We start from the raw sequence: 25,481 nt of genomic DNA on the forward strand, positions 1-25,481 counted from the left end.
CCGGCTCCGGGCAAATCCGGCATGGACGGCGGGAATATGGCGGGCGAACCCGCCGACGCCCCACCCCGGTCTTGCGCTCTGTGCGGTAATCGAATACCCCTTGGGCCCTGGTTTTCGCTTAGGTCCCGTCCGACATGCGCCTGATCCGGCATTGTGGCGAGTTCAACCCCGAACACCGCGGTTGCGTGGTGGCGTTGGGCAATTTCGACGGCGTTCATCTCGGCCATCAGGCGGTGATCCTGACGGCCAGACGCATCGCCCGGGATATGGGCGTGCCCCACGCGGTGATGACCTTCGAACCGCATCCCCGCACCCTGTTCCACCCCGACCAGCCCCCCTTCCGCCTAACTCCGTTCCGGGTCAAGGCCCGCCTGATCGAGGCGCTGGGTATCGACCTGCTGCTGCAACAGCATTTCGATCTGGCCTTCGCCGGCATCACCGCCTCCCAGTTCATCGACGAACAGCTGGTCCAGTGCCTGGGAGCCCGCCATGTGGTGGTCGGCTACGACTACGTGTTCGGCAAGGGCCGCCAGGGCACCGGCGCCTTCCTCCAGAAGACCGGCGAGGAGCGGGGCTTCGGCGTCACCGTGGTGCCGCCGGAAACGGCGCCGTCCGGCGTGATCTATTCCTCGACCCAGGTGCGGGAATGCCTGCTGAACGCCCGGCCCGACGATGCCGCCCGGCTGCTGGGTCATTACTGGGAGATCGAGGGACGGGTCGAGCACGGCGACGCCAGGGGCCGCATCCTGGGCTTTCCCACCGCCAACCTGCGCCTGGGCGAGTACCAGCATCCCGCCGCCGGCGTCTATGCGGTCCGCGCCGGCATCGACAAGGGCGGCGCCACCGTCTGGCATGACGGCGTCGCCAATTTCGGCCGCCGCCCCACCTTCGACAAGACCGACGAATTGCTGGAAGTCCACCTGCTGGACTTCGACGAAGACCTCTACGGCCGCCACCTGCGGGTGGCGCTGATCGAGCACATCCGGCCCGAACGCAAGTTCTCCGGCCTCGACGAACTGAAGGCGCAAATCGCCGCCGATGTCGAGACCGGGCGGACCCTGCTGGCCGGACGCCGTTTCACCGCGAATGCCGGCCCGATGGTGCCGGTCTCGCCCAACGCCTGAGAATGCCATGAGCGCCGACGTCAAAAGCACAGTCTTCCTGCCCAGGACCGATTTCCCCATGAAGGCCGGCCTGCCCGACCTCGAACCCCGGCTGCTGGAGCGCTGGGCCAGGATCGGCCTGTTCGGCCGGCTGCGCGCCGCGTCGAAGGGACGCGACAAGTTCATCCTTCACGACGGCCCACCCTATGCCAACGGCAACCTGCACATCGGCCACGCGCTGAACAAGATCCTGAAGGACGTCATCACCCGCGGCCAGCAGATGCTGGGCAAGGATTCCGACTACGTGCCGGGCTGGGACTGCCACGGCTTGCCCATCGAATGGAAGATCGAGGAGAAATACCGCGAGGCCGGCAAGGACAAGGACGAGGTCGACATCGTCGATTTCCGCGAGGAATGCCGCCAGTTCGCCGCCAAGTGGATCGCCATCCAGAAGGAGGAGTTCCAGCGCCTGGGCATCACCGGCGATTGGGACCATCCCTACACCACCATGACCAACCACGCCGAATCGGTGATCGTCGGCGAACTGGGCAAGTTCCTGATGGACGGCTCGCTCTACAAGGGCGCCAAGCCGGTGCTGTGGTCGGTGGTGGAAAAGACCGCCCTGGCCGAGGCCGAGGTGGAATACCACGACCACACCAGCGTCACCATCTGGGTTGGCTTTCCTGTCGTGAAGGCAAGCCATCCGGCCCTTGAAGGGGCCAAGGTGGTGATCTGGACCACCACGCCGTGGACCATGCCGGGCAACCGCGCAATCGCCTATGGGCCTGAGTTCGACTACGTGGTGGTCGAGGTGGAAAGCGCCGAGGCCGGCAGCCTCGCCGCCATCGGGGAAAAGCTGGTGCTCTGCGCCGATCTGGCAGGACAAGTGGCCAAGGATGCCAAATGCGGCTTCAAGACGGTGGCCACCCTGAAGGGCGCCGATCTGGCCGGCACCATCTGCCACCATCCGCTGAAGCTCCATCCGGACGCCAGGAACGGCTATGATTTCGACGTGCCGCTGCTGGCCGGTTCCTTCGTCACCACCGATGCCGGCACCGGCTTCGTCCACATCGCGCCGGGCCATGGCGAGGACGACTGGCACCTGGGCAAGGAACACAATATCGCCATTCCCGACACGGTGCAGCCCGACGGCAAGTACTTCCCCCATGTGGCGATCTTCGCCGGAATGGACGTGCTGGCCCAGGGCAAGAACGGCAAGTATTACTCACCCGTCGCCAAGCCGGTGATCAACGCCATGACCGAATGCGGCACCCTGCTGGCCCACGGCAAGGTCGAGCATTCCTACCCCCATTCCTGGCGGTCCAAGGCGCCGCTGATCTTCCGCAACACGCCGCAATGGTTCATCTCCATGGAGAGCGCCGGCCTGCGCGCCAAGGCGCTGAAGGCCATCGACGACACCCGCTTCGTCCCCGACCAGGGCCGCAACCGCATCGGTTCCATGATCGAGAACCGCCCCGACTGGTGCGTGTCGCGCCAGCGCGCCTGGGGAGTGCCCATCGCCGTGTTCGTGGACAAGAAGACCGGCCAGCCGCTGCGCGACCAGGCGGTGGTGGACCGCATCGTGGCTGCGTTCCGGGCCGAGGGCTCGGATGCGTGGTTCACCTCGAAGCCCGAACGCTTCTTAGGGCAAGGCCGCGATCCCGCCGACTTCGATCAGGTGTTCGACATCCTGGACGTCTGGTTCGATTCCGGCTGCACCCACGCCTTCGTGCTGGAGGGCGAGGAATGGCCGCGCCTGTCGTGGCCGGCGTCGCTCTACCTGGAAGGCTCGGACCAGCATCGCGGCTGGTTCCATTCCAGCTTGCTGGAATCCTGCGGCACCCGTGGCCGGGCGCCCTATGACGCGGTGCTGACCCACGGCTTCGTCCTGGACGAGCAGGGCCGCAAGATGAGCAAGTCGCTGGGCAACGTGGTCAGCCCGCAGGACGTGGTGGGCACCCAGGGCGCCGACATCCTGCGCCTATGGGTGGTGGGCTCGGACTATTCCGACGACCTGCGCATCGGGCCGGAAATCCTGAAGACCCAGGTGGACATCTACCGCCGCCTCCGGAACACGCTGCGCTATCTGCTGGGCGCCCTGGACGGATTCACCGAGGCGGAAAGGCTGCCGGTCGACCAGATGCCGGAACTGGAACGCTGGGTGCTGCACCGCCTGACCGAACTGGACGCCCAGGTTCGGGCCGCCTGCGAGGGGTTCCAGTTCCACGGCCTGTTCACCGAACTGCACAATTTCTGCGCCGTCGACCTGTCGGCGTTCTATTTCGACATCAGGAAGGACGCGCTGTACTGCGACGCTGCGTCCAGCCCGCGCCGCCGCGCGGCGCGGACCGTGTTCGACATCGTGCTGGACACCTTGTGCAAGTGGCTGGCCCCGTTCCTGTGCTTCACCGCCGAGGAAGCCTGGCTGGCGCGGCATCCGTCCGAGGACGGCTCGGTCCATCTGGAGCTGTTCCCCGAGATTCCCGCCGCGTGGCGCGACGACGCCCTGGCGGCCAAGTGGACCAGGATTCGCGAGGTCCGCCGGGTGGTCACCGGCGCCCTGGAGGTCGAGCGCGTCGCCAAGCGCATCGGCTCCTCGCTCCAGTCGGCGCCGCTGCTGACGGTCTCGGCCGAGATTCACCAGTTGCTGGACGGCCTCGACATGGCCGAGATCTGCATCACCTCGGGCATGATGGTGATCGACGGACTGCCCCGCGACGAGGACTTCACCCTGCCCGACGTGGCCGGGGTCTCGGTGGTGCCGCACATGGCCCAGGGCACCAAGTGCCAGCGCTGCTGGAAGGTGCTGCACGAGGTCGGCACCGCCGCCCATGACGGGGTCTGCCACCGCTGCTCGGACGCTATCGATGAACGCTAGCCTGCGGCTGGGACTGGCGGTCGCCCTGGTGATCGCCATCCTCGACCAGATCACCAAGTGGTGGATGATCGAAATGGTGATGCGGCCGGACGGAATCGCCGCCACGCCGTTCTTTTCGCCGGTCCGCATCGCGGTGACGCCGTTCTTCAATCTGGTGATGACGTGGAATCGCGGCGTCAGCTTCGGCATCGGCAACAATGGTGGGGACTGGAACGCGCTGATCCTGTCGGGGCTGGCCCTGGCCATCGTCGCCGCCATGCTGGTCTGGCTGAGAAACGCCGACACCTTGATTTTGCGGCTGGCGCTGGGCGGCATCATCGGCGGCGCCCTGGGCAACGTGGTCGATCGCCTGCGCTTCGGGGCGGTCGCCGACTTCCTGGATTTCCATCTGGCCGGCTATCATTTTCCGGCCTTCAATCTGGCGGATTCGGCCATCACCGTCGGCGCGGTGATTCTTGTGTTCGACTCCTTGTTTACGAAACGGGATTCGACTAAGAATTAAGGCCATGACACAGACACACCGCCCGTTCGGACGAATCGCCCGCGCCGCCTTCCTGGCGGCGCTGCTGCCGCTGGCGCTGTCGGCCTGCTCCGACGCCAAGCGCGCCCTCGGCTACGAGAAGGCCCCGCCGGATGAATTCCAGGTGGTCAGCCGCGCTCCGCTCAGCATGCCGCCGGACTTCTCGCTCCGGCCGCCGGTCGCCGGTGCCGACCGTCCCCAGGAAGGAACCACCCGCGATCAGGCCCGCAAGGTCATCACCGGCCAGCGCGGCACCACCCCCATCGCCACCGAGGGCCGCAGCCAGGGCGATCTGGCGATGATGCGCCGGGTCGGCGCCGATTCCATCCAGCCGGACATCCGGGTGCTGGTGAACAAGGAAAACCAGGCGCTGCTCGACGCCGACAAGGATTTCGCCGACCGCATCGTGTTCTGGCGCAAGCCCCAGCCGCCGGGCACCGCCGTCGACCCGGTCAAGGAGACCAGCCGGCTGCGCGAGAACCAGGCGCTCGGCCGCTCGGTATCGGAAGGCGAGACGCCGCAGATTCAGCGTCGCAAGCGGGCTTGGCTCGAAGGCGTCTTCAACTAGGTTGACCGCTGCCGCCCGGGCTGCTTCTCTGTGGGCCTCGACCACGGGAGCCCGCCATGCTGTCCGATTGCCTCGCCGGTATTCGCGTCCTTGACCTGTCCATGTACATTCCCGGCCCCATCGCCAGCATGTGGCTGTCGGACCTGGGGGCCGAGGTCGTCAAGATCGAGGGACCGGCCGGCGACCCCATGCGGGTCATGGGGCCGGTGGACGAGGACGGCGTCACCCCGTTCTACAAACTGGCGAACCGCAACAAGGTGGTGGCGAGGCTCGACCTCAAGACCGAGGAGGGCGGGCGGCTGTTCGCCGGCTTGGCCGCCAAGGCCGACGTCATGCTGGACGGCTTCCGCCCCGGCGTACTGGACCGGCTGGGCTTTGGCGACGCCCGCCTGCTGGAACTCAATCCCCGCCTGATCACCTGCCGGCTGTCGGGCTATGGCGGCACCGGGCCGTTCGCCGACCGGGCCGGCCACGACGTCACCTACCTGGCCGCCAGCGGCCTGCTGGCCGCCACCGGCCCGGCCGAGCGTCCGATCATGGCCTTTCCGCCGCTGGCCGACCACGCCGGCGCCATGCTGGCGGTCAACGCCATCCTGGCGGCGTTGCTGCGGCGCGGCGCCACCGGCAAGGGCGCCACGATCGACGTCAGCCTGACCGAGGCGGCGCTGTCGTGGATGGGCGGCGTGCTGACCATGGCGCGGCGCTGGGGCGGGCCGGAGCGGGAAGCGGATCTGGTCAACGGCGGCGCCGCCCATTATCGCGTCTATCGCACCCGGGATGGCCGCTTCGCCGCCCTGGCCGCCCTGGAGGACAAGTTCTGGCGGTCGTTCTGCCGAACGGTCGGGCGCGAGGACTGGATACACCGCCACGACGACCCGATGCCGCAAAAGGCCATGATCGCCGAGTTGGAGACCCTGTTCGCCGGCCGCACCCTGGCGGAATGGACCGCCCTGCTGGAGCCGGCCAACTGCACCTTCGAACCGGTGCTGGAGCCGGCCGAGGTGCCCGACCATCCCCATCACCGCGCCCGCGGCTTCGTCCAGGCGGGCGACGACGGCATCGTCGACGTGCTGCTGCCCATCCTGATGGAAGGCGCGCGGGTGCGCGGCCGCCGCCCGTTCAGCGAACAATCGGCCGAGGCGGTGCTGGCGGGATGGCGGTGAACCCGCCGCCGCATGGCGGTGACCTGCTGGCCGCCGAATTGCGCTGGGGCCGGCCGCAGGAAGGCTGGCTGGACCTGTCCACCGGCATCAATCCCTGGCCTTATCCACTGCCCGACATTCCCGCCGCCGCCTGGCGCCGCCTGCCCGGCGCCGCCGAGGACCGGGCGCTGCGCCACGCCGCCGCCGCCGCATGGAACGTTCCCGACCCCGCCATGATCGTGGCCGCCCCCGGCAGTCAGCCGCTGATCCAGGCGGTGCCGAGGATGGCGGGAAAAGCGTGCAAGGTGGCGGTGATCGGCCCCACCTACGCCGAACACGCCCGCGCCTGGAGCGCCGCCGGCCACGACGTTCGCGCGGTCGCCTCGGCCGACGAGGCCGGCGACGCCGACGCGGTGGTGGCGGTCAACCCCAACAATCCCGACGGCCGGATCATCGCGCCGGACCGGCTGGCCGATCTGGCGGAGCGGCTGCACCGGCGCCAAGGCCTGCTGGTGGTGGACGAGGCTTTCGCCGAGACCTGCCCCCAGGTGTCGCTGGCCAGCCAACCCCGCCCCGGCCTGGTGGTGCTGCGCTCGTTCGGCAAGTTCCATGGCTTGGCCGGGCTGCGCCTGGGCTTCGCCATCGCCATGCCGGACGCGACGGCGCGTCTTGCCGAAATGCTGGGGCCGTGGGCGGTGTCGGGACCGGCCCTGGAGGTGGGGCGCCGCGCCCTGGAGGATCGGGCCTGGGCAGAGGCCACCCGTCCCCGCCTGGCGGAGGCGGCCGCCGCCCTGGCCCGAAGCCTGGAACGCGTCGGATTCCAGGTGATGGGCGGCACCACCCTGTTCCAGTTGGCCCGCCATGCCGAAGCGGCGGCGCGCCACGACCGGCTGGGACGGGCCGGCATCCTGGCGCGCGCCTTCGCCGACCGCCCCGACCTGCTGCGCTTCGGCCTGCCCGGCGACGCGGCCGCCCGAACCCGGCTGGACCGGGCGCTGGGATAGGGGCGGCTTTGCCGGAGTCAATTCACCCGGACCGGCGGGCATGGTAGGGTCCGGCGCGTCCGTCCCCTCCAGCCTTCGGGTTCCGCCATGCGCCGCCTCACCGCTCTTCTTGCCCTGCTGCTGCTCGCCGCCTGCTATCAGGTGGACAGCGACACCGTGCCGGCCTCGGCCTCGCTGCGGGTGGACGGGATCAGGGACGGGCGCTATGCCCGCCCCGACGGCGTCGAGATCACCGTGCGCTGGAACGCCTCCGAGAAGCTGTACGACGTCACCGCCAAGGGCGCCGAGCCCGGCCGGGCCGGCACCGCCAAGGCGGCGCGCGTCGGCTCCGGCATCTATCTGGTGCAATATTTCGACGCGGCCCGGCTGTCAGTGCTGGCCAAGGTCGAGGGCGACGACATCGTGCTGATGACGCCGACCAAGGAGGCCGAGGCGCGTCTGCTCAAGGCCCACGGACTGAGCATCCGCCCCGGCCCCGTCAACAGCCTGATCGGGTCGGCGGGGTCGGTGATCAACTACTTCAAGGATCTGGCCGCCTCGGGCGACTTCACCGAGGGCGCCCGGGTGACCCGGCTGCCGTGATCAGCGCGCCCCGGCCCGGTCGATGGCCCGGGCCAGGGCGATATCGCGTTCGGTGACGCCGCCGGCGTCATGGGTCGACAAGGTGACGTCCACCCGATTCCAGACATTGGTCCATTCGGGGTGGTGGTTCAGCCGCTCGGCCGCCAGCGCCACCCGCGTCATGAACGAGAACGCCCCGCCGAAATCATCGAACTCGAAACGTCTGGAAATGGCGTCGCGGCCGGCGACCTCGTCCCAGCCGGGCAGGGCGGCAAGGGCGGCGACGCGGGCGGAACCGGCAAGCTTCTCGATCATGGTCGAACCTCCCGACATTCCTTCAAACGTGGGTGCCCCTGGCGCGGTCATCAAGGACAGGCTAAATTCCAATCATGAGCAGAGTCATTCCCCACCACTCCACCCCGCCGTCGCCGGCCGATCTGGAAACCATCGCCGCCGCCGCCTTCGCCGACATCCCGGAGGAACTGCGGCGCTACGCCGCCGACGTCATCATCCGGGTCGAGGACTTTCCCGATGACGACGTCGAGCAGGACATGGAACTGGACAGCCCGTTCGACCTGCTGGGCCTTTACCGCGGCAGCGCCATGGACAGCCACGCCTTTGGCGGCGTTCCGCCCTCGGTGGACATGATCTTCCTCTACCGCCGCCCGATCCTGGATTACTGGTGCGAGACCGGCGAAGACCTGTCGTCGCTGGTCCGGCATGTGCTGATCCACGAGATCGGCCACCATTTCGGCCTGTCCGACGAGGACATGGAGCGGATCGAGGACGAAGCGTGACCGAATTACCCCCCATCCCCGCCGGATTGCCGCCCGAAACCCTGCGCCGGAGCGTCGATCCCGCCCAGTTGCCGTTCGACACCACCGCCGAATTGGCCGATTACGACGAAGCCATCGGCCAGGACCGCGCCATCGAGGCCATCCGCTTCGCCATCGGCATGCGCCATCGCGGCTTCAACCTGTTCGCCCTGGGGGAAGAGGGCACCGGCCGCCGCAACCTGATCTTGCAGTATCTGCGCGGCGCGGCGGCGCAACGGCCGGTTCCCGACGACTGGGCCTATGTGGACAATTTCGCCGAATCGTCGCGCCCGCGCGCGCTGCGCCTGCCGCCGGGGCGGGCCAGGGCGCTGGAACGCGACATGGACCATCTGGTCGACGAACTGATCCAGGCCCTGCCCGCGGCCTTCGAATCCGACGAATACCGCGGCCGCCGCCGCCGCATCGAGGACGAGCAGAAGGAACGGCAGGAAGCCGCCTTCGGCGCGGTGCAGGAACAGGCCGCCGCCCGCGAGGTCTCGCTGATCCGCACCCCGGTCGGCCTCGCCCTGGCGCCGCTGAGGAATGGCGAGGTGGTCAGCCCCGACGATTTCAAGCTGCTGCCCGAGGACGAGCAGGACCGCTACCGCGCCGCCCTGGAGGCGATGCAGCAACAGCTTGAGGACGTCATCAAGCGGGTTCCCCGCTGGGAACGCGACACCCGCGCCCGCGTCCGCGAACTGGAACAGGAGGTGGCGGCCCAGACCATCGCCCACCTGATGGAGGACATGACCGGGCGCTGGGCCGATCTGCCGGCGGTGACCGCCTTCCTGGACGATGTCGCCCGCGACGTCGCCGAGAACGTCGCCGAGTTCATCGGCAACGGCGAGGACGGAGAGGCGAGGACCGCCCCTCCCCGCCGCCGGCGCCATCACGGACCCGACGGCCATTTCCGCCGTTACCGGGTCAACGTCCTGGTCAACAACGAGACCGTCGCCGGGGCGCCGGTGGTGCTGGAGACCTATCCCACCCAGCCCAACATCATCGGCAGGGTCGAGCACATCGCCCAGTTCGGTGCCCTGATCACCGATTTCAACCTGATCAAGCCCGGCGCGCTGCACCGGGCCAACGGCGGCTATCTGGTGATGGACGCCCGCAAGCTGCTGATGAACCCCTTCGCCTGGGAGGACCTGAAACGCGCCCTCAGGGCCCGCGAGATCCGCATCGAATCGCCGGGCCAGTCCCTGGGCCTGATGAGCACGCTGAGCCTGGAGCCCGAGCCGATTCCGCTGGACCTCAAGGTGGTGCTGATCGGCGATCCCATGCTGTATTACCTGCTCAGCCACCACGACCCCGAATTCAGCGACCTGTTCAAGGTCGCCGCCGATTTCGACTGGCGGATGGAACGCAGCTCCGGCAACACCTTGCTGCTGGCCCGTTCGGTCGCCACCCTGGCCCGCAAGGAAGGGCTGCGCCCGCTGGAACGGGGCGCCGTCGCCCGCGTCATCGAGCAGGCCTCCCGCGATGTCGGCGACGCCGCCCGGCTGTCGACCCACATGGCCAGCCTCGCCGACCTGGTGCGCGAGGCCGATTACTGGGCCGGCGAGGACGATGCCCCGCTGATCGCCGGTCGCCACGTCGACCGGGCGATCAGCGCCTCCATCTACCGCCAGGACCGGGTGCGCGACAGCGTCCAGGCGGAAATCCGCGACGGCACCGTCCATGTGGAGACCGCCGGCGAGGTGATCGGCCAGATCAACGGCCTCGCCGTCCTGGAACTGGGGCGCTTTTCCTTCGGCCGCCCCTCGCGTATCACCGCCCGCGTCCGGCTCGGCAAGGGCGACGTCATCGACATCGAGCGCGAGGTCCTGCTGAGCGGCCCGCTGCACGGCAAGGGCGTTCTGATCCTGTCCTCGTTCCTGTCGGCGCGATTCGGCGTCGAGAAACCGCTGTCCCTGACCGCGACCCTGGTGTTCGAGCAATCCTACGGCGGAATCGAGGGCGATTCCGCCTCGTCCACCGAGTTGTACGCCCTGCTGTCGGCCCTGGCCGAAGCCCCCATCCGCCAGAATCTGGCGGTTACCGGGTCGGTGGACCAGTTCGGCCGGGTTCAGGCCATCGGCGGCGTCAACGAGAAGATCGAGGGTTTCTTCGACCTGTGCCGGGCGCGTGGGCTGGACGGCAGCCACGGCGTGCTGATTCCCGCCACCAATGCCGGCCACCTGATGCTGCGCCAGGACGTGGTCGACGCCTGCGCCCGGGGGCTGTTCTCGGTGTTTCCCATCGCCACCATCGATCAGGGCATCGAATTGCTGACCGGTGTTCCGGCCGGCGGGATGGATTCGCGCGGGCGGTTCCCGCCGGGCAGCATCAACCGCCGGGTCGCCGCCCGACTGGCGACTTTCGCCCGCCGGGCCGAGGAAATGGGCGCGCCGCGTCAGGTCGCAGTGGTCGCCCGGAGCGGCGGCTGAGCATGAAGAGCGTCCTCGCCATGCTGCTGGCGATGCTGGCCGTGGCGGCATTCCCGGGCGGAGCGGTGGCCAGCGAGCTGCGCATCCTGGCTAGGGCCTCCTACGTCTCGTCGGACCTTCTGGAGAAATTCCGGCGCGAGACCGGCATCCGCGCCACCGTCGAGGAGATTCCCGACCATATCGCCATGATCGGGATCATGACCGCCGACGTTTCCGGCGCCCGTTCCCGCTTCGACATCGCCTTTCCCCCCGATCACCGGGTGGCGGAACTGATCGAGGGCGGGCGGCTGGAGCGCATCTGGGCCGACCGGCTGCCGGGATTTTGGAATATCGAGGACCCCTGGCGGTCGCGCTCGTTCGATCCCCGCAACGAGTACACCATCCCCCATCAGTGGGGCACCACGGCCTTCGCCGTCGATACCAGGCTTCACCGGGGCGAGATCGACACCTTGCGCCTGCTGTTCGACCCGCCGGCCGATCTGGCCGGCCGGCTTGGCGTCTTGGACGACGCCGACATGGTGCAACTGGCCCTGCTGTACCTGGACGCCCCCCGCTGCACCCTTGAGGCGGAGAGGCTGGAGCAGGCGGCGCGGCTGCTGGCGCCGCTGGTCGGCCGCGCCCGGATGCTGTCCCCCGATACGGTCACCACCGCCCTCAACGATCCGGCCCTGGCCCTGGCGGTCAGTTGGAACGGCGATTCCATGCGGGCCAGGGAGGGACGGCCGTCTCTGGCCTTCGCCTATCCGCAGGAAGGCAATCTGGTGTGGACCGACGTCATCGCCCTGCCGCGCAATCCGCCCAACCGGGCCAATGCGCTGAAGTTCCTCACCTTCATGCTGCGGCCGGAAAACGCCGCCCTGCAATCCAACTTCAACCGCTACGCCAACATGATCCGCGGCAGCGAGACCCACATGCTGCCCCAGGTGTTGAACGCCCCCGAACTGGTGGCCCCGTGGCCGGCCAAGGTCGGCTTCGCGGCATCGTGCGACGGCCCGGCCCAGCGCCGGCACGAGGCGGTTTGGGCCACGGTCAAGGCCGCCGCCGATGCCGGAAACGGCCGGTAGGCGCCGTCCTGCCTCCTGCCATGCGCTCCCGGCAGCCCTCGCGATGACGGAATGTGTTAGGCTGTCGTTAACCTCACGGTTCCGGGAGGACGTCATGCCGAATATTTTCGAACTGGGCGAGCGCAGCGCCGGCGATATCCGCGATCACGACGAACTGGACTACCGCGCCACCGAGGCCCGCGCCGTCACCGACGACCCCCGGCAGGCCTATGTGCCCCGGCTCAGGATTCAGTCCACCGACGCGCTGCTGGAGATCGGTCCCGGCCGCAAGCCCTGATGATCGGGGGAGGACGCCTCCCCCTTCCGATACATTGAGAATCTGTAATGACGCCAATTCTTGAGCCGGCCGAGAATCCGGAGTATGAAGTGCGCCCATGCACCGCTTCGCCAATCCCGCCCGCTTCCTGAGACTGGCCAAGGTGATCCTGCCGTATTCGTCGGGCATCGCCGTGGTCTCGCTTGGCCTGGGCCTCTGGTTCGCCCTGCTGGGCTCCCCCGCTGACTACCAGCAGGGCGAGACCGTGCGCATCATGTATGTGCACGTCCCCGCCGCCTGGATGGGCCTGTTCTGCTATGTCGCCATGGCGGTGTTCTCGGCCATGGCCCTGATCTGGAAGCATCCGCTGGCCGATCTGCTGGCCAAGGCCACCGCCCCGGTGGGCGCCGCCTTCACCTTCCTCTGCCTGGTGACCGGCTCGCTGTGGGGCAAGCCCATGTGGGGGACGTGGTGGGTGTGGGACGCCCGGCTGACCAGCATGCTGATCCTGCTGTTCCTCTATCTCGGCTACATGGCCCTGGTGAACGCCTTCGACGATCCCGAGCGCGGCCACAAGGCCGCCGCCATCCTGGCCCTGGTCGGCGTGGTCAACGTCCCCATCATCAAGTGGTCGGTGGATTGGTGGAACACGCTCCACCAGCCGGCCAGCGTGGTGAAGATGGGGGGGCCGGCCATCGACGCCTCCATGATGGTGCCGCTGCTGCTGATGGCGCTGGGCTTCAAGGCCTACTGGGTCACCGTGCTGATTTTGCGGGGCCGCGCCGAGATCGCCGCCCAGAAGATCCGGGTCATCCGCATGGCCCAGATTCACGCAGCCTCCCGGGGAGAGTGATCAACGTCATGGACTCGCTGTCGGGAATCCTTCACATGGGCGGCTATGCCGGTTTCGTCTGGCCGGCCTACGGCATCAGCATCCTGGTCCTGGTGGCGGTCCTGGCTGCGTCGCTGCTGACCGCGCGCCACGCCGAGGCCGACCTGGACGTGTTGCAACGCAACCGCCGCGCCCGGCGCGGTGGCGACTCGGAGACGCCGGAGTGACCCGCAAGCAACGCCGCCTCTATTTCGTCCTGCTCGGCCTCGCCACCCTGGGCGTGGCGGTGGCGCTGGTGCTGACCGCCATCTCGGACAGCTTGGTCTATTTCTATTCGCCCACCGACATCGTCACCCAGCGCCTGCCCGAGGGCCGGCGGATGCGGGTCGGCGGCCTTGTCGAGGCCGAAAGCCTCAAGAAGGACGGCAAGACGGTGACCTTCAAGGTCACCGACGTCACCAACGCCATTCCGGTGTCCTATACCGGCATGCTGCCCGATCTGTTCCGAGAGGGACAAGGGGTGGTGGTCGAGGGCCGCATGGAGAAGGACGGCGTGTTCCAGGCCAGCGAAGTGCTGGCCAAGCACGACGAGAACTACATGCCCAAGGAAGTAGCCGACGCCCTGAAGAAATCGGGACAGTGGAACGACGGCAAGCAGACGCATCCGTCGCAGCCGCAGTGATTTCAGCCGTCATGCCCGGTCGTCGATCCGGGCATCCATGGACTTCCGGGCCGCGCCCGGGAGTGACGAGAGCGAGGAACGAGCCCCCATGATCGCCGAGATTGGCCATTTCGCCCTGATTCTGGCCCTGTGCGTGGCCATGGTTCAGGCCGTCGTCCCCCTGATGGGAGCCCGGCGCGGCCAGGCGTCGTGGATGGCGGTGGCCGAACCGGCCTCGGCCCTGCAATTCCTGTTCATCGCCGTGGCCTTCGCGGCGCTGACCAACGCCTATGTCACCAGCGACTTCTCGGTGATGAACGTCGCCCAGAACAGCCACACCGAAAAGCCCATGCTGTACAAGGTGGCCGGCGTGTGGGGCAATCACGAGGGATCGCTGCTGCTGTGGATCACCATCCTGGCGCTGTTCGGCTTCGCCGTCACCTTGTTCGGCCGCAACCTGCCGATCGGGCTCAAGTGCCGCGCCCTGGCGGTCCAGGCGATGATCGCGGTGGGTTTCCTGCTGTTCATCCTGCTGACCTCGAACCCCTTCGCCCGGCTGGAGCCGCCGCCCTTGGACGGCAGCGGCCTCAACCCCATGCTTCAGGACCCCGGCCTCGCCTTCCATCCGCCGTTCCTCTATCTGGGCTATGTCGGCTTCTCCATGGCGTTCTCGTTCGCCATCGCCGCCTTGCTGGAGGGCCGGGTGGACGCCGCCTGGGCGCGCTGGGTGCGCCCCTGGACCCTGGCCGCCTGGGTGTTCCTGACCGGCGGCATCATCCTGGGATCGTGGTGGGCCTATTACACCCTGGGCTGGGGCGGCTGGTGGTTTTGGGACCCGGTGGAAAACGCCTCGTTCATGCCGTGGCTGGCCGGGACCGCCCTGCTGCATTCCGCCATCGTGGTGGAAAAGCGCGACGCCCTGAAAAGCTGGACCATCCTGCTGGCCATCGTCGCCTTCGGCTTCTCGCTGCTGGGGACCTTCCTGGTGCGCTCGGGCGTGCTGACCAGCGTGCACGCCTTCGCCACCGATCCGGCCCGCGGCGTGTTCATCCTGCTGCTGCTGGTGCTGGCGGTGGGCGGGTCGTTCATGCTCTACGCCATGCGGGCGCCAGCCATGAAGATGGGCGGCCTGTTCGCGCCGCTGTCACGGGAAGGATCGCTGCTGCTCAACAACGTGCTGCTGTCCACCGGCGCCGCCACCGTGCTGTTGGGCACGCTGTATCCGCTGATCGCCGATGCGCTGAACCTGGGCAAGGTCACGGTGGGGCCGCCGTTCTTCAACTCCGTGTTCCTGCCGCTGATGGCGCCCATGGCGGCGATGATGGCGGTTGGCCCCATGATGGCCTGGAAGCGCGGCGATCTCGCCGGCGTGCTGGGCCGGCTGAAATTCGTCGCCGCCATCGCCCTGGGCGCCGGCCTGCTGGTGTGGTTCCTCCAGGGCGGCAGCGCCGGCCCGTGGTGGACCGGCGCCGGCTTCGCCCTGGCGGTGTGGCTGGGTCTCGGCACCCTGGTCGACCTGGCCGAGCGCATCGGCCTGATCGACGCGCCGGCCGAGGCGCTGGGACGCGCCGCCCGCCTGCCGCGTTCGACCTGGGGCATGGTGCTGGCCCATTTCGGCGTGGCGGTGTTCATCATCGGCCTGACCGCCTCGGCCGCCTGGACCGAGGAACGCATCCAGACCCAGAAGATCGGCGAGACCGTCATGGTGGGCGGCTACGGCGTCACCCTGAAGGCGGTCAACGACGTGCCCGGCCCCAATTACATGGCCCATCGCGCCACCTTCGAGATCAGCCGGAACGGCAAGGTGATCGACGTGATGGAACCGGAAAAGCGGGTCTACCGCCAGCCGCCGCGACCGATCACCACGGCGGCCATCCGGTCCGGCATCATCGGCGACCTCTACGTGGTCATCGGCGACCCCGACCCCGCCAAGGACGGCCACGTCACCCGGCTGTACTTCAATCCCTGCATTCCCTGGCTGTGGGCGGGCGCCGGCCTGCTGATCCTGGGCGGAACCATCAGCCTGCTCGACCGCCGCCACCGGGTCGGCGCCCCCACCCGCGCCCACGCCCGCGGCCGGAGGGCACGGGCATGAAGCGCGCCCTGTATCTGCTGCCGGTCGCCATCTTCGCCGCCATGGCCCTGCTGTTCGTCAAGGGCCTGACCATGGACCCCAAGGCGATTCCATCGGTGCTGATCGACCGGCCGGTGCCCGAGATGGCCCTGCCGCCGCTGCCGGGCCGCGGCGAGGATACCGGACTGGCCACCAGGGATCTGAAGGGGCGGGTGTCGCTGGTCAACATCTACGGCTCGTGGTGCATCGCCTGCGTCCAGGAGCATCCCTACCTGATGGAATACAGCAAATCCGGCATCGTGCCCATTCACGGCATCGACTGGCGCGACGACCCCGTCCAGGGCGCCGCCTGGCTGAAGAAGCACGGCGACCCCTATGACCGGGTCGGCGTCGACCCGGCCCCCGGCCGCGCCGCCGTCGATTTCGGCGTCACCGGCGCCCCCGAAAGCTTCATCGTCGATAAGAACGGCATCATCCGCTACAAGCATATCGGCCCCATCTCGCCCGAGGTCTGGAACAAGACCTTGCTGCCGATCATCCGGGAGCTGCAAAAATGAAGTGGATTTTGGGTGTGCTGATGATGGCGCTCGCCACATCGGCGTTCGCCGTCAATCCCGACGAGATGCTGAAGGACCCGGCCCAGGAGCACCGCGCCCGCGAACTGGGCAAGGATTTGCGTTGTCTGGTCTGCCAGAACCAGTCCATCGACGATTCCGACGCCGATCTGGCCAAGGACCTGCGCGTCATCGTGCGCGAACGCATCATGGCCGGCGATTCCGACGATCAGGTCAGGAAATTCGTGGTCGATCGCTATGGCGACTACGTGCTGCTGACGCCCCCGTTCAAGGGCACCACCCTGGTGCTGTGGGTAGGGCCGTTCGTGCTGTTCGCCGGCGCCCTGGCGGTGGTGTTCGGCTTCTATCGCCGCCGGCGCGCCGGCGACGCCGCCGCGCCGGTGACGCCGCTGTCCGCCGAAGAGAAGCGCCGCCTGGAAAAGTTGCTGAAGGAGCAGGGCCAGTGATCTGGATCGTCTTTGCCGCCATGGTGGCCCTGGCGCTGGCCGTTCTGCTGCGTCCGCTGCTGCGGCCCGCCGCCCCCGACGCCAGCCGCGCCGAGTACGATCTGGCGGTCTACCGCGACCAGTTGGACGAAATCGGCCGCGATATCGAACGCGGCCTGCTGTCCGCCGATCAGGCCGAGGCGGCCCGCACCGAGATTCAGCGGCGCATGCTGAACGCCGCCGAAACCGGGAGTTCTCCGGCCCCGGCCACCGGCAAATCCGGCGGCGCCATCGCCATGGCGATCGCGGTGGCGCTGCCGCTGGCGGCGCTGGGACTGTACCTGCCGCTGGGCGTTCCCGAACTGCCGGACCAGCCCTATTCCGGCCGTGCCGATCAGGTCGCCCGCATGAAGGAGCAGGCCTCCACCATCCAGGCCATGGTCGAGCGTCTGGCCGAGCGGCTTAAGACCGATCCCGCCGACGGCAAGGGCTGGGCCATGCTGGGGCGGTCCTACGCCGCGCTGGGCCAGATCGAGGAGGCCAAGGACGCCTACCGCAACGCCGTCACCCTGTTGAAGGACGACGTGCCGTCCCGCGTCGAATACGCCAGCCTGCTGATGGACGAGGCCGAGGGCGGCAAGCTGCCGGTCGACGTGGTCCGGCTGATGACCGAGGTGCTGCTGCTCGACCCCGACCAGCCGGACGCCCTTTATTTCGTCGGTCTCGACGCCGCCATCCGCGAGGACAAGGAAACCGCCGGCAAGCTGTGGACCCGGCTGTTGAACCTGTTGCCGGCGGATTCCCCGGCCCGCGCCCATGTCCAGCAGCAACTGGACGCCCTGAAGTCGTAGCGGCCCAGCCCCCACGGCGGGCCGCTACGATATCTGGACGGCAGGACGGTGCCTTGCTAGACCGTCGCTATCTCCTTAATTTTCACGTTGTCATAGATTGCAGCAGTGACCTTCAATCGGTCAGCATGGGCGAAAATATCGTCCAAACTCTCAATGCGAACCCGTTCCTCATTTTTGTCCGCATCGAACAAACCGAGATATTTAACCCCTCGGTTAAGGTGCAGACGGCAGATGGGCCTCCGGTTGTTGTCGTCCAACAAGATTGCACAATAGCTCTTGGCATCGCGCATGGTGACTCGCTCCACCTTGACTACCTCACGCACAATGGCGCGGACGATGTGGTAGCCGTCGATTTCCTCTTGGGTAGTGCTCGGCTGTCACGCCCTCATTCACCCGTTCACCCTGGGCTGAGGCAGGAGACATCTTCCCAAAAGCGATGGCCGGCATTATGGTCCGGCAGCCTCAGGAAGAATGAACTCCATGACCAAGCTGACCCATATCCGCAACTTCTCCATCGTCGCCCACATCGACCACGGCAAGTCGACCCTGGCCGATCGGCTGATCCAGGCCTGCGGCGCCATCGAGGCGCGCGACATGAAGGATCAGATCCTCGATTCCATGGACATCGAGCGCGAGCGCGGCATCACCATCAAGGCCCAGACCGTCCGCCTGAACTACACGGCCAAGGACGGCAAGACCTATCAGCTCAACCTGATGGACACGCCCGGCCATGTGGACTTCGCCTATGAGGTCTCGCGCTCGCTGGCCGCCTGCGAGGGCTCGCTGCTGGTGGTGGACGCCAGCCAGGGGGTCGAGGCCCAGACCCTGGCCAATGTCTACCACGCCCTGGACGCCGGCCACGAGGTGGTGCCGATCCTGAACAAGATCGACCTGCCGGCGGCCGAGCCCGACCGGGTCAAGCAGCAGATCGAGGACGTCATCGGCCTGGACACCTCGGACGCGGTGATGATCTCGGCCAAGACCGGCATCGGCATCGATCTGGTGCTGGAAGCCCTGGTCACCCGCCTGCCGCCGCCCGAGGGCGAGGAGAACGAGCCGCTTCAGGCGCTGCTGGTCGATTCCTGGTACGACCCCTATCTGGGCGTCATCATCCTGGTGCGCATCAAGAACGGCGTCCTCAGGAAGGGCCAGAAGATCCGCATGATGGCCACCGGCATCGCCTATCAGGTCGACACCGTCGGCTACTTCACCCCCAAGATCGTTCAGTGCGGCGAATTGAGGCCGGGCGAGATGGGATTCTTCACCGCCGGCATCAAGGCGGTGGCCGACACCAAGGTGGGCGATACCGTCACCGACGATAAGAAGCCGGCTGAGGCGCCGCTGCCGGGCTTCAAGCCCAGCGTGCCGGTGGTGTGGTGCGGCCTGTTCCCCATCGACGCCGCCGATTACGAGGACCTGCGCGATTCGCTCGCCAAGCTGCGCCTCAACGACGCCAGCTTCCAGTACGAGCCCGAAACCTCGGCGGCGCTGGGCTTCGGCTTCCGCTGCGGCTTCCTGGGACTGCTGCATCTGGAGATCATCCAGGAGCGGCTGGAGCGGGAATTCAACCTGGACCTGATCACCACGGCGCCGTCCGTGGTCTATCGCGTCCACCTGACCAACGGCGAGATGCATGAACTGCACAACCCCGCCGACATGCCCGACCCGGCCCGCATCGACCACATGGAGGAGCCCTGGATCAAGGCCACCATCATGGTGCCCGACGAGTATCTGGGGCCGGTGCTGACCCTGTGCACCGAGCGGCGCGGCCAGCAGATCGACCTGACCTATGCCGGCTCGCGCGCCATGGCGGTCTACAAGCTGCCGCTGAACGAGGTGGTGTTCGACTTCTACGATCGCCTCAAGTCCATCTCGCGCGGCTATGCCAGCTTCGATTACGAGGTCGATTCCTATACCGAGAGTGAACTGGTCAAGGTTTCGATCCTGGTCAACGCCGAGCCGGTGGACGCTCTGTCCTTCGTGGTGCACAAGGCCAACGCCGAATCCAGGGGGCGCGGCATCTGCCAGCGCCTGAAGGAGCTGATTCCCCGCCAGATGTTCCAGATCGCCATCCAGGCCGCCATCGGCGGACGCATCGTCGCCCGCGAAAGCATCAGCGCGCTGAGGAAGGACGTCACCGCCAAGTGCTATGGCGGCGACGCCACCCGCAAGCGCAAGCTGCTGGAGAAGCAGAAGGAAGGCAAGAAGCGCATGCGCCAGTTCGGCAAGGTCGAAATTCCGCAATCAGCCTTCCTCGCCGCCCTCAAGATGGGCGACGACTGATGGTCCCGGCGGCCTGACATTGGATCCGTCCGCCTTTCTGCGCGGCGCGGCCATCGGCCTGTCCATCGCCGCCCCCATCGGGCCGGTCGGCATCTTGTGCATCAGAAAGGCGCTGGCCGACGGCCGGCTGGCCGCCTTCGTCGCCGGGCTGGGGGCAGCGCTGGCCGACACCCTGTTCGGCGGCGTCGCCGCCTTCGGCATCGGCGCGGTGATGGAAACCATCGACGGCATGATGACACCGCTGAAGCTGGTGGGCGGCCTGTTCATGCTGGGGCTGGGAGTCCGCACATGGCGGAGCGCGGCCGTCGCCGTCGAGGCGGTGGCGGGCAAGGGGCCGGGCATGGCGCGGGATTTCCTGTCCACCTTCGCCATCACCCTGACCAATCCCGGCACCATCCTCGGCGTCGCCGGGGTGTTCGCCGCCCTCGGCGCCTCGGCCCGGCCGGGCGGCGCCCAGTCGGCGTTGCTGGTGGCCGGCATCTTCTGCGGCTCGGCCCTGTGGTGGATGATCCTGGCCAGCACGGCGGCGGCGGCGCGCTCGCGCTTCACGCCCGAACGGATGCGCCGGTTCAACCACCTGTCGGGCGGCCTGCTGGTGGTGTTCGGGCTGGTGGCGCTGGCCTGGTGGTGAGACTCCTTGCCGCCTACACCACCCCCAGCAGGTCCCCAAAGCGGTGGAGGACGATGTCGGCCCCCAGATCCTCGACCGGACCGTGGGCATAGCCGAACGACAGCGCCACCGAGCGCACCCCCGCCGCCCTGGCGGAAACGATGTCGTTGCGAGAATCGCCCACCATCAGCGCCTGATCCGGCGTCACCCCCAGGCGGTCGAGGATAACCAGGACGTGGGCGGGATCGGGCTTGATAGCCGGGGCGTCGTCGGCGCCGACCACCACGTCGAAGAAACGGGCGAGATCAAGAACGGCCAGCACCTCGGCGGTGGCCCGGCTGGGCTTGTTGGTGCACACCGCCAGCGCCAGCCCCCTGGCCCGCAGCGCGGCCAGGGTTTCCTCCACCTCCGGCCAGGGCCGGGTGGTCTCGGCCGAGCGCGGCTCGTAATCGGCCATGAACCGGTCCAGATAGGGCCTCACCTCGGGGCCGGGCAGGCCACCGGTGGCGGCGAAGGCTCGGGCCACCAGCATGTCGGCGCCGTCGCCCACCATGGCCCGGATGACCTCGTCCGCCAGGGCCGGCCGATTCTCGCTCGCCAGCAGACGGTTCACCGCCGCCGCCAGATCGGGCAGGCTGTGGATCAGGGTTCCGTCCAGGTCGAACAGCACGGCGCGGAGCGTTCGGCTCATTGAAACCTTCCGAAATAAAGATTGATTTGGTCCAGGTCGCCCTTTTGTGGCACCTTCGCGCCGCAGCCGCAACAGATTGAGTGTTGGCGATTTCCATGGCCTCTTCGAAGCTTGCCGTCATCCTTCTTGCCGCCGGCATGGGTACCCGCATGAAATCGGCCCTGCCCAAGGTCATGCACCCCATCGCCGGCCGGCCGATGATCTCGCACCTGCTCGACACCGTGTCCGGGCTGAGCCCCGACCGGATGGTGGTGGTGGTCGGCCCCGAGATGGAGCGGATCACCCAGGCGGTCGCCCCCATTCCCACCGTGGTGCAGGCCGAGCGGCTGGGAACGGGTCACGCCGTCGCCCAGGCGCGCGAGGTGCTGAGGGATTTCGACGGCGACGTGCTGGTGCTGTACGGTGACACGCCGCTGATCGCCCGGGCCACCCTGGAACGGCTGCTGGCGGAACGGCGCGGCCCCCACGACCCGGCGGTGGTGGTGCTGGGCTTCAAGCCCGACGACCCCGGCCATTACGGCCGGCTTGTGGTCGGCGCCGAGGGGCTGAAGGCCATCGTCGAGTACCGCGACGCCAATCACGAGCAGCGCGACATCAGACTGTGCAATTCCGGCGTTCTCGCCATCGACGGCAAGCGGCTGTGGAGCCTGATCGACCGCATCGACAACAAGAACGCCAAGGGCGAGTACTACCTGACCGACGTGGTGGCGCTGGCCCGTTCCGACGGCGCCAATTGCCGCCATGTGGAAGGCGCGCCGATGGAACTGCTGGGGGTCAATTCCCGCTCGGAACAGGCGGTGGCCGAGGCGGTGGTGCAAAACCTCCTGCGCGAGCGGGCCATGGAGGCCGGCGCCACCCTGATCGATCCCCAATCGGTGTGGTTCTCGTGGGATACCCGGCTGGGCAAGGACGTCACCGTCTGGCCGCATGTGGTGTTCGGCCCCGGCGTCGTGGTCGGCGACACCGTTGAGATCAAGGGATTTTGCCATTTCGAGGGCTGCACCATCGCCGACGGCGCCGTCCTCGGCCCGTTCGCCCGCCTGCGCCCCGGCGCCGACATCGGCGAGGCCGCCCATATCGGCAATTTCGTCGAGGTCAAGAAGGCGGTGGTCGAGACCGGCGCCAAGATCAACCACCTCACCTATATCGGCGACGCCCGCGTCGGAGCCGGCGCCAATGTGGGGGCCGGCACCATCACCTGCAATTACGACGGCTTCCACAAATCCTTCACCGATATCGGCAAGGGCGCCTTCATCGGCTCCAATTCCGCCCTGGTGGCTCCGGTCAGGATCGGGGACGGGGCGGTGATCGGCGCCGGCTCGGTCATCACCAAGGAGGTGACGCCGGGCGCCCTGGCGGTGGCCCGGGGCTCGCAGATGGAACTGGCCGGCTGGGCCGACCGTTTCCGGGCCCAGAACGCCGTGAAGAAGGACTGAGGATTACATGTGCGGCATCGTCGGCATCATCGGCAGGCAGGAGGTCGCCCCGCTGCTGGTGGAAGGGCTGAAGCGCCTGGAATATCGCGGCTATGACAGCGCCGGCATCGCCACCCTGGTCGACGGCGGCATCGAGCGCCGCCGCGCCGAGGGCAAGCTGGCCAACCTCCAGGCCCTGCTGCAAGCCCGGCCGGTCAGCGGCTTTATCGGCATCGGCCATACCCGCTGGGCCACCCACGGCGTCCCCAACGAACGCAACGCCCATCCCCACGCCACCGGACGGGTGGCGGTGGTGCACAACGGCATCATCGAGAACTACCAGGACCTGAAGGCGGAGCTTGCCGCCGCCGGCCATGCGTTCGAGAGCGACACCGACACCGAGGCGGTGGCCCAGCTGATCGACCACCATCTCGGCCGGGGGCTCGATCCGGTCGAGGCGACCGCCAGGGCGCTGGAGCGGCTGAAGGGTGCCTTCGCGCTGGGCATCATCTTCGCCGGCCGCCCCGACATGATGATCGCCGCCCGCCAGGGATCGCCGCTGGCCATCGGCTATGGCGAGGGCGAGATGTATCTGGGCTCGGACGCCCTGGCCCTGGCGCCGCTGACCCAGCGGATCAGCTATCTGAACGACGGCGACTGGGCGGTGCTGACCGCCGAATCCGTCACCATCCGCGACCGCTCCGGCCATGTCGTCACCCGCGAGATCCGCCAGACCCAATTCTCGGGCGCCATGATCGGCAAGGGCCAGCACCGCCACTTCATGCTGAAGGAAATCTTCGAGCAGCCGGAAGTGATCGGCGGCACCTTGAACACCATGCTGAACCCGGCCGAGCGCACCATCACCCTGCCCGCCCTGCCGTTCGATCTGGCCGGAATCAGGCGGGTGCGAATCATTGCCTGCGGCACTTCGTTCTACGCCGGATCGGTGGCCAAGTACTGGATCGAGACCCTGGCCCGCCTGCCGGTCGAAGTGGACATCGCCTCGGAATTCCGCTACCGCACGCCGCCCATGGAGGCCGACGGGCTGGCCATCTTCATCTCGCAATCGGGCGAGACCGCCGACACCCTGGCGGCGCTGCGCTATTGCCGCGAGCACGGCCAGCGCACCCTGGCGCTGGTCAACGTACCGGAAAGCACCATCTCGCGGGAAGCCGAGGCCACCTTGCTGACCCTGGCCGGCCCCGAGATCGGCGTCGCCTCCACCAAGGCCTTCACCACCCAGCTGACGGTGCTGGCCTGCCTGGCGGTGGGACTGGCGCGGGCCAGGAACGCCATCGATGCCGGGCGCGAGGCCCGGATATGCCAGTCCCTGGCCGAGGTTCCGGCCCGCGTCGCCGAGGTGCTGCGCCGCGACGACGACCTGCGCGTCATCGCCCAGGGCATCGCCGAGGCCCGCGACGTGCTCTACCTCGGACGCGGCACCGGCTTTCCCATCGCCCTGGAAGGCGCCTTGAAGCTGAAGGAAATCAGCTATATCCACGCCGAGGGCTATGCCGCCGGCGAGTTGAAGCACGGCCCCATCGCCCTGATCGACGATTCGGTGCCGGTGATCGTCATCTGCCCGACCGACGAGTTGTACGAGAAGACCGCCTCCAACGTGCAGGAGGTGGTGGCCCGCGGCGGCCGGGTGGTGTTCTTCTCCGATGCCCCGGGGGTCGGGCGCCTGGCCACCACCGCCTTCGCCACCATGGCCCTGCCAACGGTGGACCCGTTCGTCGCCCCCATCCTCTACGCCATCCCGGTGCAGTTACTGGCCTACCACGTCGCCATCGCCAAGGGCACCGACGTGGACCAGCCGCGCAATCTGGCGAAAAGCGTCACCGTCGAGTAAAGGCCGCCGCCGGATGGTTGGTATCCGGCGACAAAATAGCTTCACACTGAATTCCTCAAATCACGCATCAATCAACCGGAGCCGGCGCGAGGCGTCAGGACCGAAGCTTGAACTGGACCGGTATGACGAATTCCAGGTCCTGCCCGCCGCGGTCGCCGGCAAAGCCGGCGGGGACCGGCGGCAGCGGGTCGGCGGCGGCGATCATGTCCGTCACCGCCTTGTCCAGCAGGGGGCTGCCTGATCCCTTGACCACGCTCCAGGCCTGGAGCTTTCCCGTCCGGTCGATGCGGAACTTGAGCAGCACCACGCCCTCGGTATTGGTCAGGCGGGCGCGGCGGGGATACTGGCGGTGCTTCTCCAGCCAGGAGAACAGGGTTCCCAGATAGGCGGAGTTCTGCTTGTTGGCCAGCATGGCGGCATCGACCCGCAGGACGCCCGGTTGACCGCCGGCACCGCTGTTCGACGCGGCGGGGCCGGCCGCTGCCGGCGGAGTGGCGGCGACGCTTTCCGCCGCCGGCGCCGCCTCGCGCTGCGGCGTGGGCTGTTCGGCGGGCTGCGGCGCCGGTTCGGGCCGAGGCTCGGCCTTGGGCGCGGGCACCGGCCTGGCCGCCGCCGCCCGAGACCGGACGACGGGCTTTTCCACCGGCTTGGGCGGTTGCGGCGCGGGTAGGACGGTGGCCGGCGGCGGAATGTCCTGAGCCTTGGGGGTGGCGGCCCCGCCTCCCTTGGGGCCGAGGCTCAACGGCGACAGCATCACCTGTAGCGGGACCGGCGGAGAGGGCGGCAGGCGAGCCGGCGGCATGGCGAAGAAGACCAGTCCGGTCAGGATGACGGCGTGCAGGGTGGCGGAAACGGGAAGGGCCGAACGCATC

The 25,481-nt window shown here is 68.1% G+C and carries 26 protein-coding genes; 22 read left to right on the forward strand and 4 right to left on the reverse strand.

Going from position 1 to position 25,481, the window contains the following annotated elements; genetic code table 11:
- Nucleotides 1–134 precede the first annotated feature (134 nt).
- The 7 genes from MTBSS4_RS00745 (at nucleotide 135) to MTBSS4_RS00775 (ending at nucleotide 7,797) form a co-directional block, all read left to right on the forward strand.
- Nucleotides 135–1,124: a bifunctional riboflavin kinase/FAD synthetase gene (locus MTBSS4_RS00745; RefSeq protein ID WP_173981470.1), complete on the forward strand. Its 990-nt coding sequence runs from the start codon at nucleotides 135–137 to the stop codon at nucleotides 1,122–1,124.
- A 7-nt stretch (nucleotides 1,125–1,131) separates the two neighbouring features.
- Nucleotides 1,132–3,981: an isoleucine--tRNA ligase gene (gene ileS, locus MTBSS4_RS00750; protein WP_173981471.1), complete on the forward strand. Its 2,850-nt coding sequence runs from the start codon at nucleotides 1,132–1,134 to the stop codon at nucleotides 3,979–3,981.
- Nucleotides 3,971–4,483 carry a signal peptidase II gene (lspA, locus tag MTBSS4_RS00755; RefSeq protein WP_217425475.1) on the forward strand — a complete coding sequence of 171 codons (513 nt, stop codon included), beginning with the start codon at nucleotides 3,971–3,973 and terminating at the stop codon, nucleotides 4,481–4,483. Before ileS ends, lspA begins: the two co-directional genes overlap by 11 nt.
- Before the next feature lie 4 nt (nucleotides 4,484–4,487).
- On the forward strand, nucleotides 4,488–5,069 hold the full coding sequence (locus tag MTBSS4_RS00760) for a DUF3035 domain-containing protein (RefSeq protein WP_173981473.1): 582 nt from the start codon (nucleotides 4,488–4,490) through the stop codon (nucleotides 5,067–5,069).
- 56 nt (nucleotides 5,070–5,125) lie between these two features.
- Nucleotides 5,126–6,232: a CaiB/BaiF CoA-transferase family protein gene (locus MTBSS4_RS00765; protein ID WP_173981474.1), complete on the forward strand. Its 1,107-nt coding sequence runs from the start codon at nucleotides 5,126–5,128 to the stop codon at nucleotides 6,230–6,232.
- The gene (gene cobD, locus MTBSS4_RS00770) at nucleotides 6,223–7,215 is read left to right on the forward strand and encodes a threonine-phosphate decarboxylase CobD (RefSeq protein ID WP_173981475.1); all 993 of its coding nucleotides are present in this window, start codon (nucleotides 6,223–6,225) and stop codon (nucleotides 7,213–7,215) included. Before MTBSS4_RS00765 ends, cobD begins: the two co-directional genes overlap by 10 nt.
- An 87-nt stretch (nucleotides 7,216–7,302) precedes the next feature.
- Nucleotides 7,303–7,797 carry a hypothetical protein gene (locus tag MTBSS4_RS00775; RefSeq protein ID WP_173981476.1) on the forward strand — a complete coding sequence of 165 codons (495 nt, stop codon included), beginning with the start codon at nucleotides 7,303–7,305 and terminating at the stop codon, nucleotides 7,795–7,797.
- Here the strand turns inward: MTBSS4_RS00775 and MTBSS4_RS00780 are convergent, their stop codons facing one another.
- Nucleotides 7,798–8,091, reverse strand: coding sequence for a 4a-hydroxytetrahydrobiopterin dehydratase (locus MTBSS4_RS00780; RefSeq protein WP_173981477.1), 294 nt, complete (start codon nucleotides 8,089–8,091; stop codon nucleotides 7,798–7,800).
- 74 nt (nucleotides 8,092–8,165) lie between these two features.
- On the opposite strand from MTBSS4_RS00780, the gene MTBSS4_RS00785 reads away from it, so the two are divergent.
- From MTBSS4_RS00785 to ccmI, 11 genes are all read left to right on the forward strand, one after another.
- Nucleotides 8,166–8,573, forward strand: a complete 408-nt coding sequence (locus tag MTBSS4_RS00785; RefSeq protein ID WP_173981478.1) for a metallopeptidase family protein — start codon at nucleotides 8,166–8,168, stop codon at nucleotides 8,571–8,573.
- Complete coding sequence (locus MTBSS4_RS00790) at nucleotides 8,570–11,020, forward strand: Lon protease family protein (RefSeq protein WP_217425476.1); 2,451 nt, start codon at nucleotides 8,570–8,572, stop codon at nucleotides 11,018–11,020. The genes MTBSS4_RS00785 and MTBSS4_RS00790 overlap by 4 nt, the downstream gene beginning before the upstream one ends.
- Nucleotides 11,021–11,022: 2 nt before the next feature.
- Nucleotides 11,023–12,084, forward strand: a complete 1,062-nt coding sequence (locus MTBSS4_RS00795) for an extracellular solute-binding protein (RefSeq protein ID WP_173981479.1) — start codon at nucleotides 11,023–11,025, stop codon at nucleotides 12,082–12,084.
- Between the two features lie 94 nt (nucleotides 12,085–12,178).
- Nucleotides 12,179–12,361: a hypothetical protein gene (locus tag MTBSS4_RS00800; protein WP_173981480.1), complete on the forward strand. Its 183-nt coding sequence runs from the start codon at nucleotides 12,179–12,181 to the stop codon at nucleotides 12,359–12,361.
- Between the two features lie 97 nt (nucleotides 12,362–12,458).
- Nucleotides 12,459–13,193 (forward strand): heme ABC transporter permease, encoded by a 735-nt coding sequence (locus MTBSS4_RS00805; protein WP_173981481.1) that lies wholly within the window; start codon nucleotides 12,459–12,461, stop codon nucleotides 13,191–13,193.
- An 8-nt stretch (nucleotides 13,194–13,201) separates the two neighbouring features.
- The gene (gene ccmD, locus MTBSS4_RS00810) at nucleotides 13,202–13,399 is read left to right on the forward strand and encodes a heme exporter protein CcmD (RefSeq protein ID WP_254432318.1); all 198 of its coding nucleotides are present in this window, start codon (nucleotides 13,202–13,204) and stop codon (nucleotides 13,397–13,399) included.
- Nucleotides 13,396–13,854: a cytochrome c maturation protein CcmE gene (gene ccmE, locus MTBSS4_RS00815; protein WP_173981483.1), complete on the forward strand. Its 459-nt coding sequence runs from the start codon at nucleotides 13,396–13,398 to the stop codon at nucleotides 13,852–13,854. Before ccmD ends, ccmE begins: the two co-directional genes overlap by 4 nt.
- A gap of 88 nt (nucleotides 13,855–13,942) precedes the next feature.
- Nucleotides 13,943–15,928: a heme lyase CcmF/NrfE family subunit gene (locus MTBSS4_RS00820; RefSeq protein WP_173981484.1), complete on the forward strand. Its 1,986-nt coding sequence runs from the start codon at nucleotides 13,943–13,945 to the stop codon at nucleotides 15,926–15,928.
- Nucleotides 15,925–16,464, forward strand: a complete 540-nt coding sequence (locus MTBSS4_RS00825) for a DsbE family thiol:disulfide interchange protein (RefSeq protein WP_173981485.1) — start codon at nucleotides 15,925–15,927, stop codon at nucleotides 16,462–16,464. The genes MTBSS4_RS00820 and MTBSS4_RS00825 overlap by 4 nt, the downstream gene beginning before the upstream one ends.
- On the forward strand, nucleotides 16,461–16,928 hold the full coding sequence (locus tag MTBSS4_RS00830; RefSeq protein WP_173981486.1) for a cytochrome c-type biogenesis protein: 468 nt from the start codon (nucleotides 16,461–16,463) through the stop codon (nucleotides 16,926–16,928). Before MTBSS4_RS00825 ends, MTBSS4_RS00830 begins: the two co-directional genes overlap by 4 nt.
- Complete coding sequence (ccmI, locus tag MTBSS4_RS00835) at nucleotides 16,925–17,758, forward strand: c-type cytochrome biogenesis protein CcmI (protein WP_173981487.1); 834 nt, start codon at nucleotides 16,925–16,927, stop codon at nucleotides 17,756–17,758. The genes MTBSS4_RS00830 and ccmI overlap by 4 nt, the downstream gene beginning before the upstream one ends.
- A gap of 56 nt (nucleotides 17,759–17,814) precedes the next feature.
- Here ccmI and MTBSS4_RS00840 read toward each other — a convergent pair whose 3' ends face one another.
- Nucleotides 17,815–18,048 carry a hypothetical protein gene (locus MTBSS4_RS00840; RefSeq protein ID WP_173981488.1) on the reverse strand — a complete coding sequence of 78 codons (234 nt, stop codon included), beginning with the start codon at nucleotides 18,046–18,048 and terminating at the stop codon, nucleotides 17,815–17,817.
- Between the two features lie 190 nt (nucleotides 18,049–18,238).
- Here MTBSS4_RS00840 and lepA point away from each other — a divergent pair, with 190 nt between their 5' ends.
- Nucleotides 18,239–20,041 (forward strand): translation elongation factor 4, encoded by a 1,803-nt coding sequence (gene lepA / locus MTBSS4_RS00845; protein WP_173981489.1) that lies wholly within the window; start codon nucleotides 18,239–18,241, stop codon nucleotides 20,039–20,041.
- A 19-nt stretch (nucleotides 20,042–20,060) separates the two neighbouring features.
- Nucleotides 20,061–20,672, forward strand: a complete 612-nt coding sequence (locus tag MTBSS4_RS00850; protein WP_173981490.1) for a LysE family translocator — start codon at nucleotides 20,061–20,063, stop codon at nucleotides 20,670–20,672.
- A 13-nt stretch (nucleotides 20,673–20,685) separates the two neighbouring features.
- On the opposite strand, the gene gph is transcribed toward MTBSS4_RS00850, so the two are convergent.
- On the reverse strand, nucleotides 20,686–21,342 hold the full coding sequence (gene gph, locus MTBSS4_RS00855) for a phosphoglycolate phosphatase (protein WP_173981491.1): 657 nt from the start codon (nucleotides 21,340–21,342) through the stop codon (nucleotides 20,686–20,688).
- A 95-nt stretch (nucleotides 21,343–21,437) separates the two neighbouring features.
- Between gph and glmU the strand changes: the two genes are divergently transcribed.
- Complete coding sequence (gene glmU, locus MTBSS4_RS00860; protein WP_173981492.1) at nucleotides 21,438–22,778, forward strand: bifunctional UDP-N-acetylglucosamine diphosphorylase/glucosamine-1-phosphate N-acetyltransferase GlmU; 1,341 nt, start codon at nucleotides 21,438–21,440, stop codon at nucleotides 22,776–22,778.
- Nucleotides 22,779–22,785: 7 nt separating this feature from the next.
- Complete coding sequence (gene glmS, locus MTBSS4_RS00865; protein ID WP_173981493.1) at nucleotides 22,786–24,609, forward strand: glutamine--fructose-6-phosphate transaminase (isomerizing); 1,824 nt, start codon at nucleotides 22,786–22,788, stop codon at nucleotides 24,607–24,609.
- Nucleotides 24,610–24,703: 94 nt separating this feature from the next.
- Here glmS and MTBSS4_RS00870 read toward each other — a convergent pair whose 3' ends face one another.
- A complete protein-coding gene (locus MTBSS4_RS00870) occupies nucleotides 24,704–25,480 on the reverse strand; it encodes an energy transducer TonB (protein WP_173981494.1) in 777 nt (258 codons plus the stop codon).
- Nucleotide 25,481 lies beyond the last annotated feature (1 nt).

Origin of the sequence: Magnetospirillum sp. SS-4, assembly GCF_902729425.1 — a bacterium.
Taxonomy (GTDB): Bacteria; Pseudomonadota; Alphaproteobacteria; order Rhodospirillales; family Magnetospirillaceae; genus Phaeospirillum.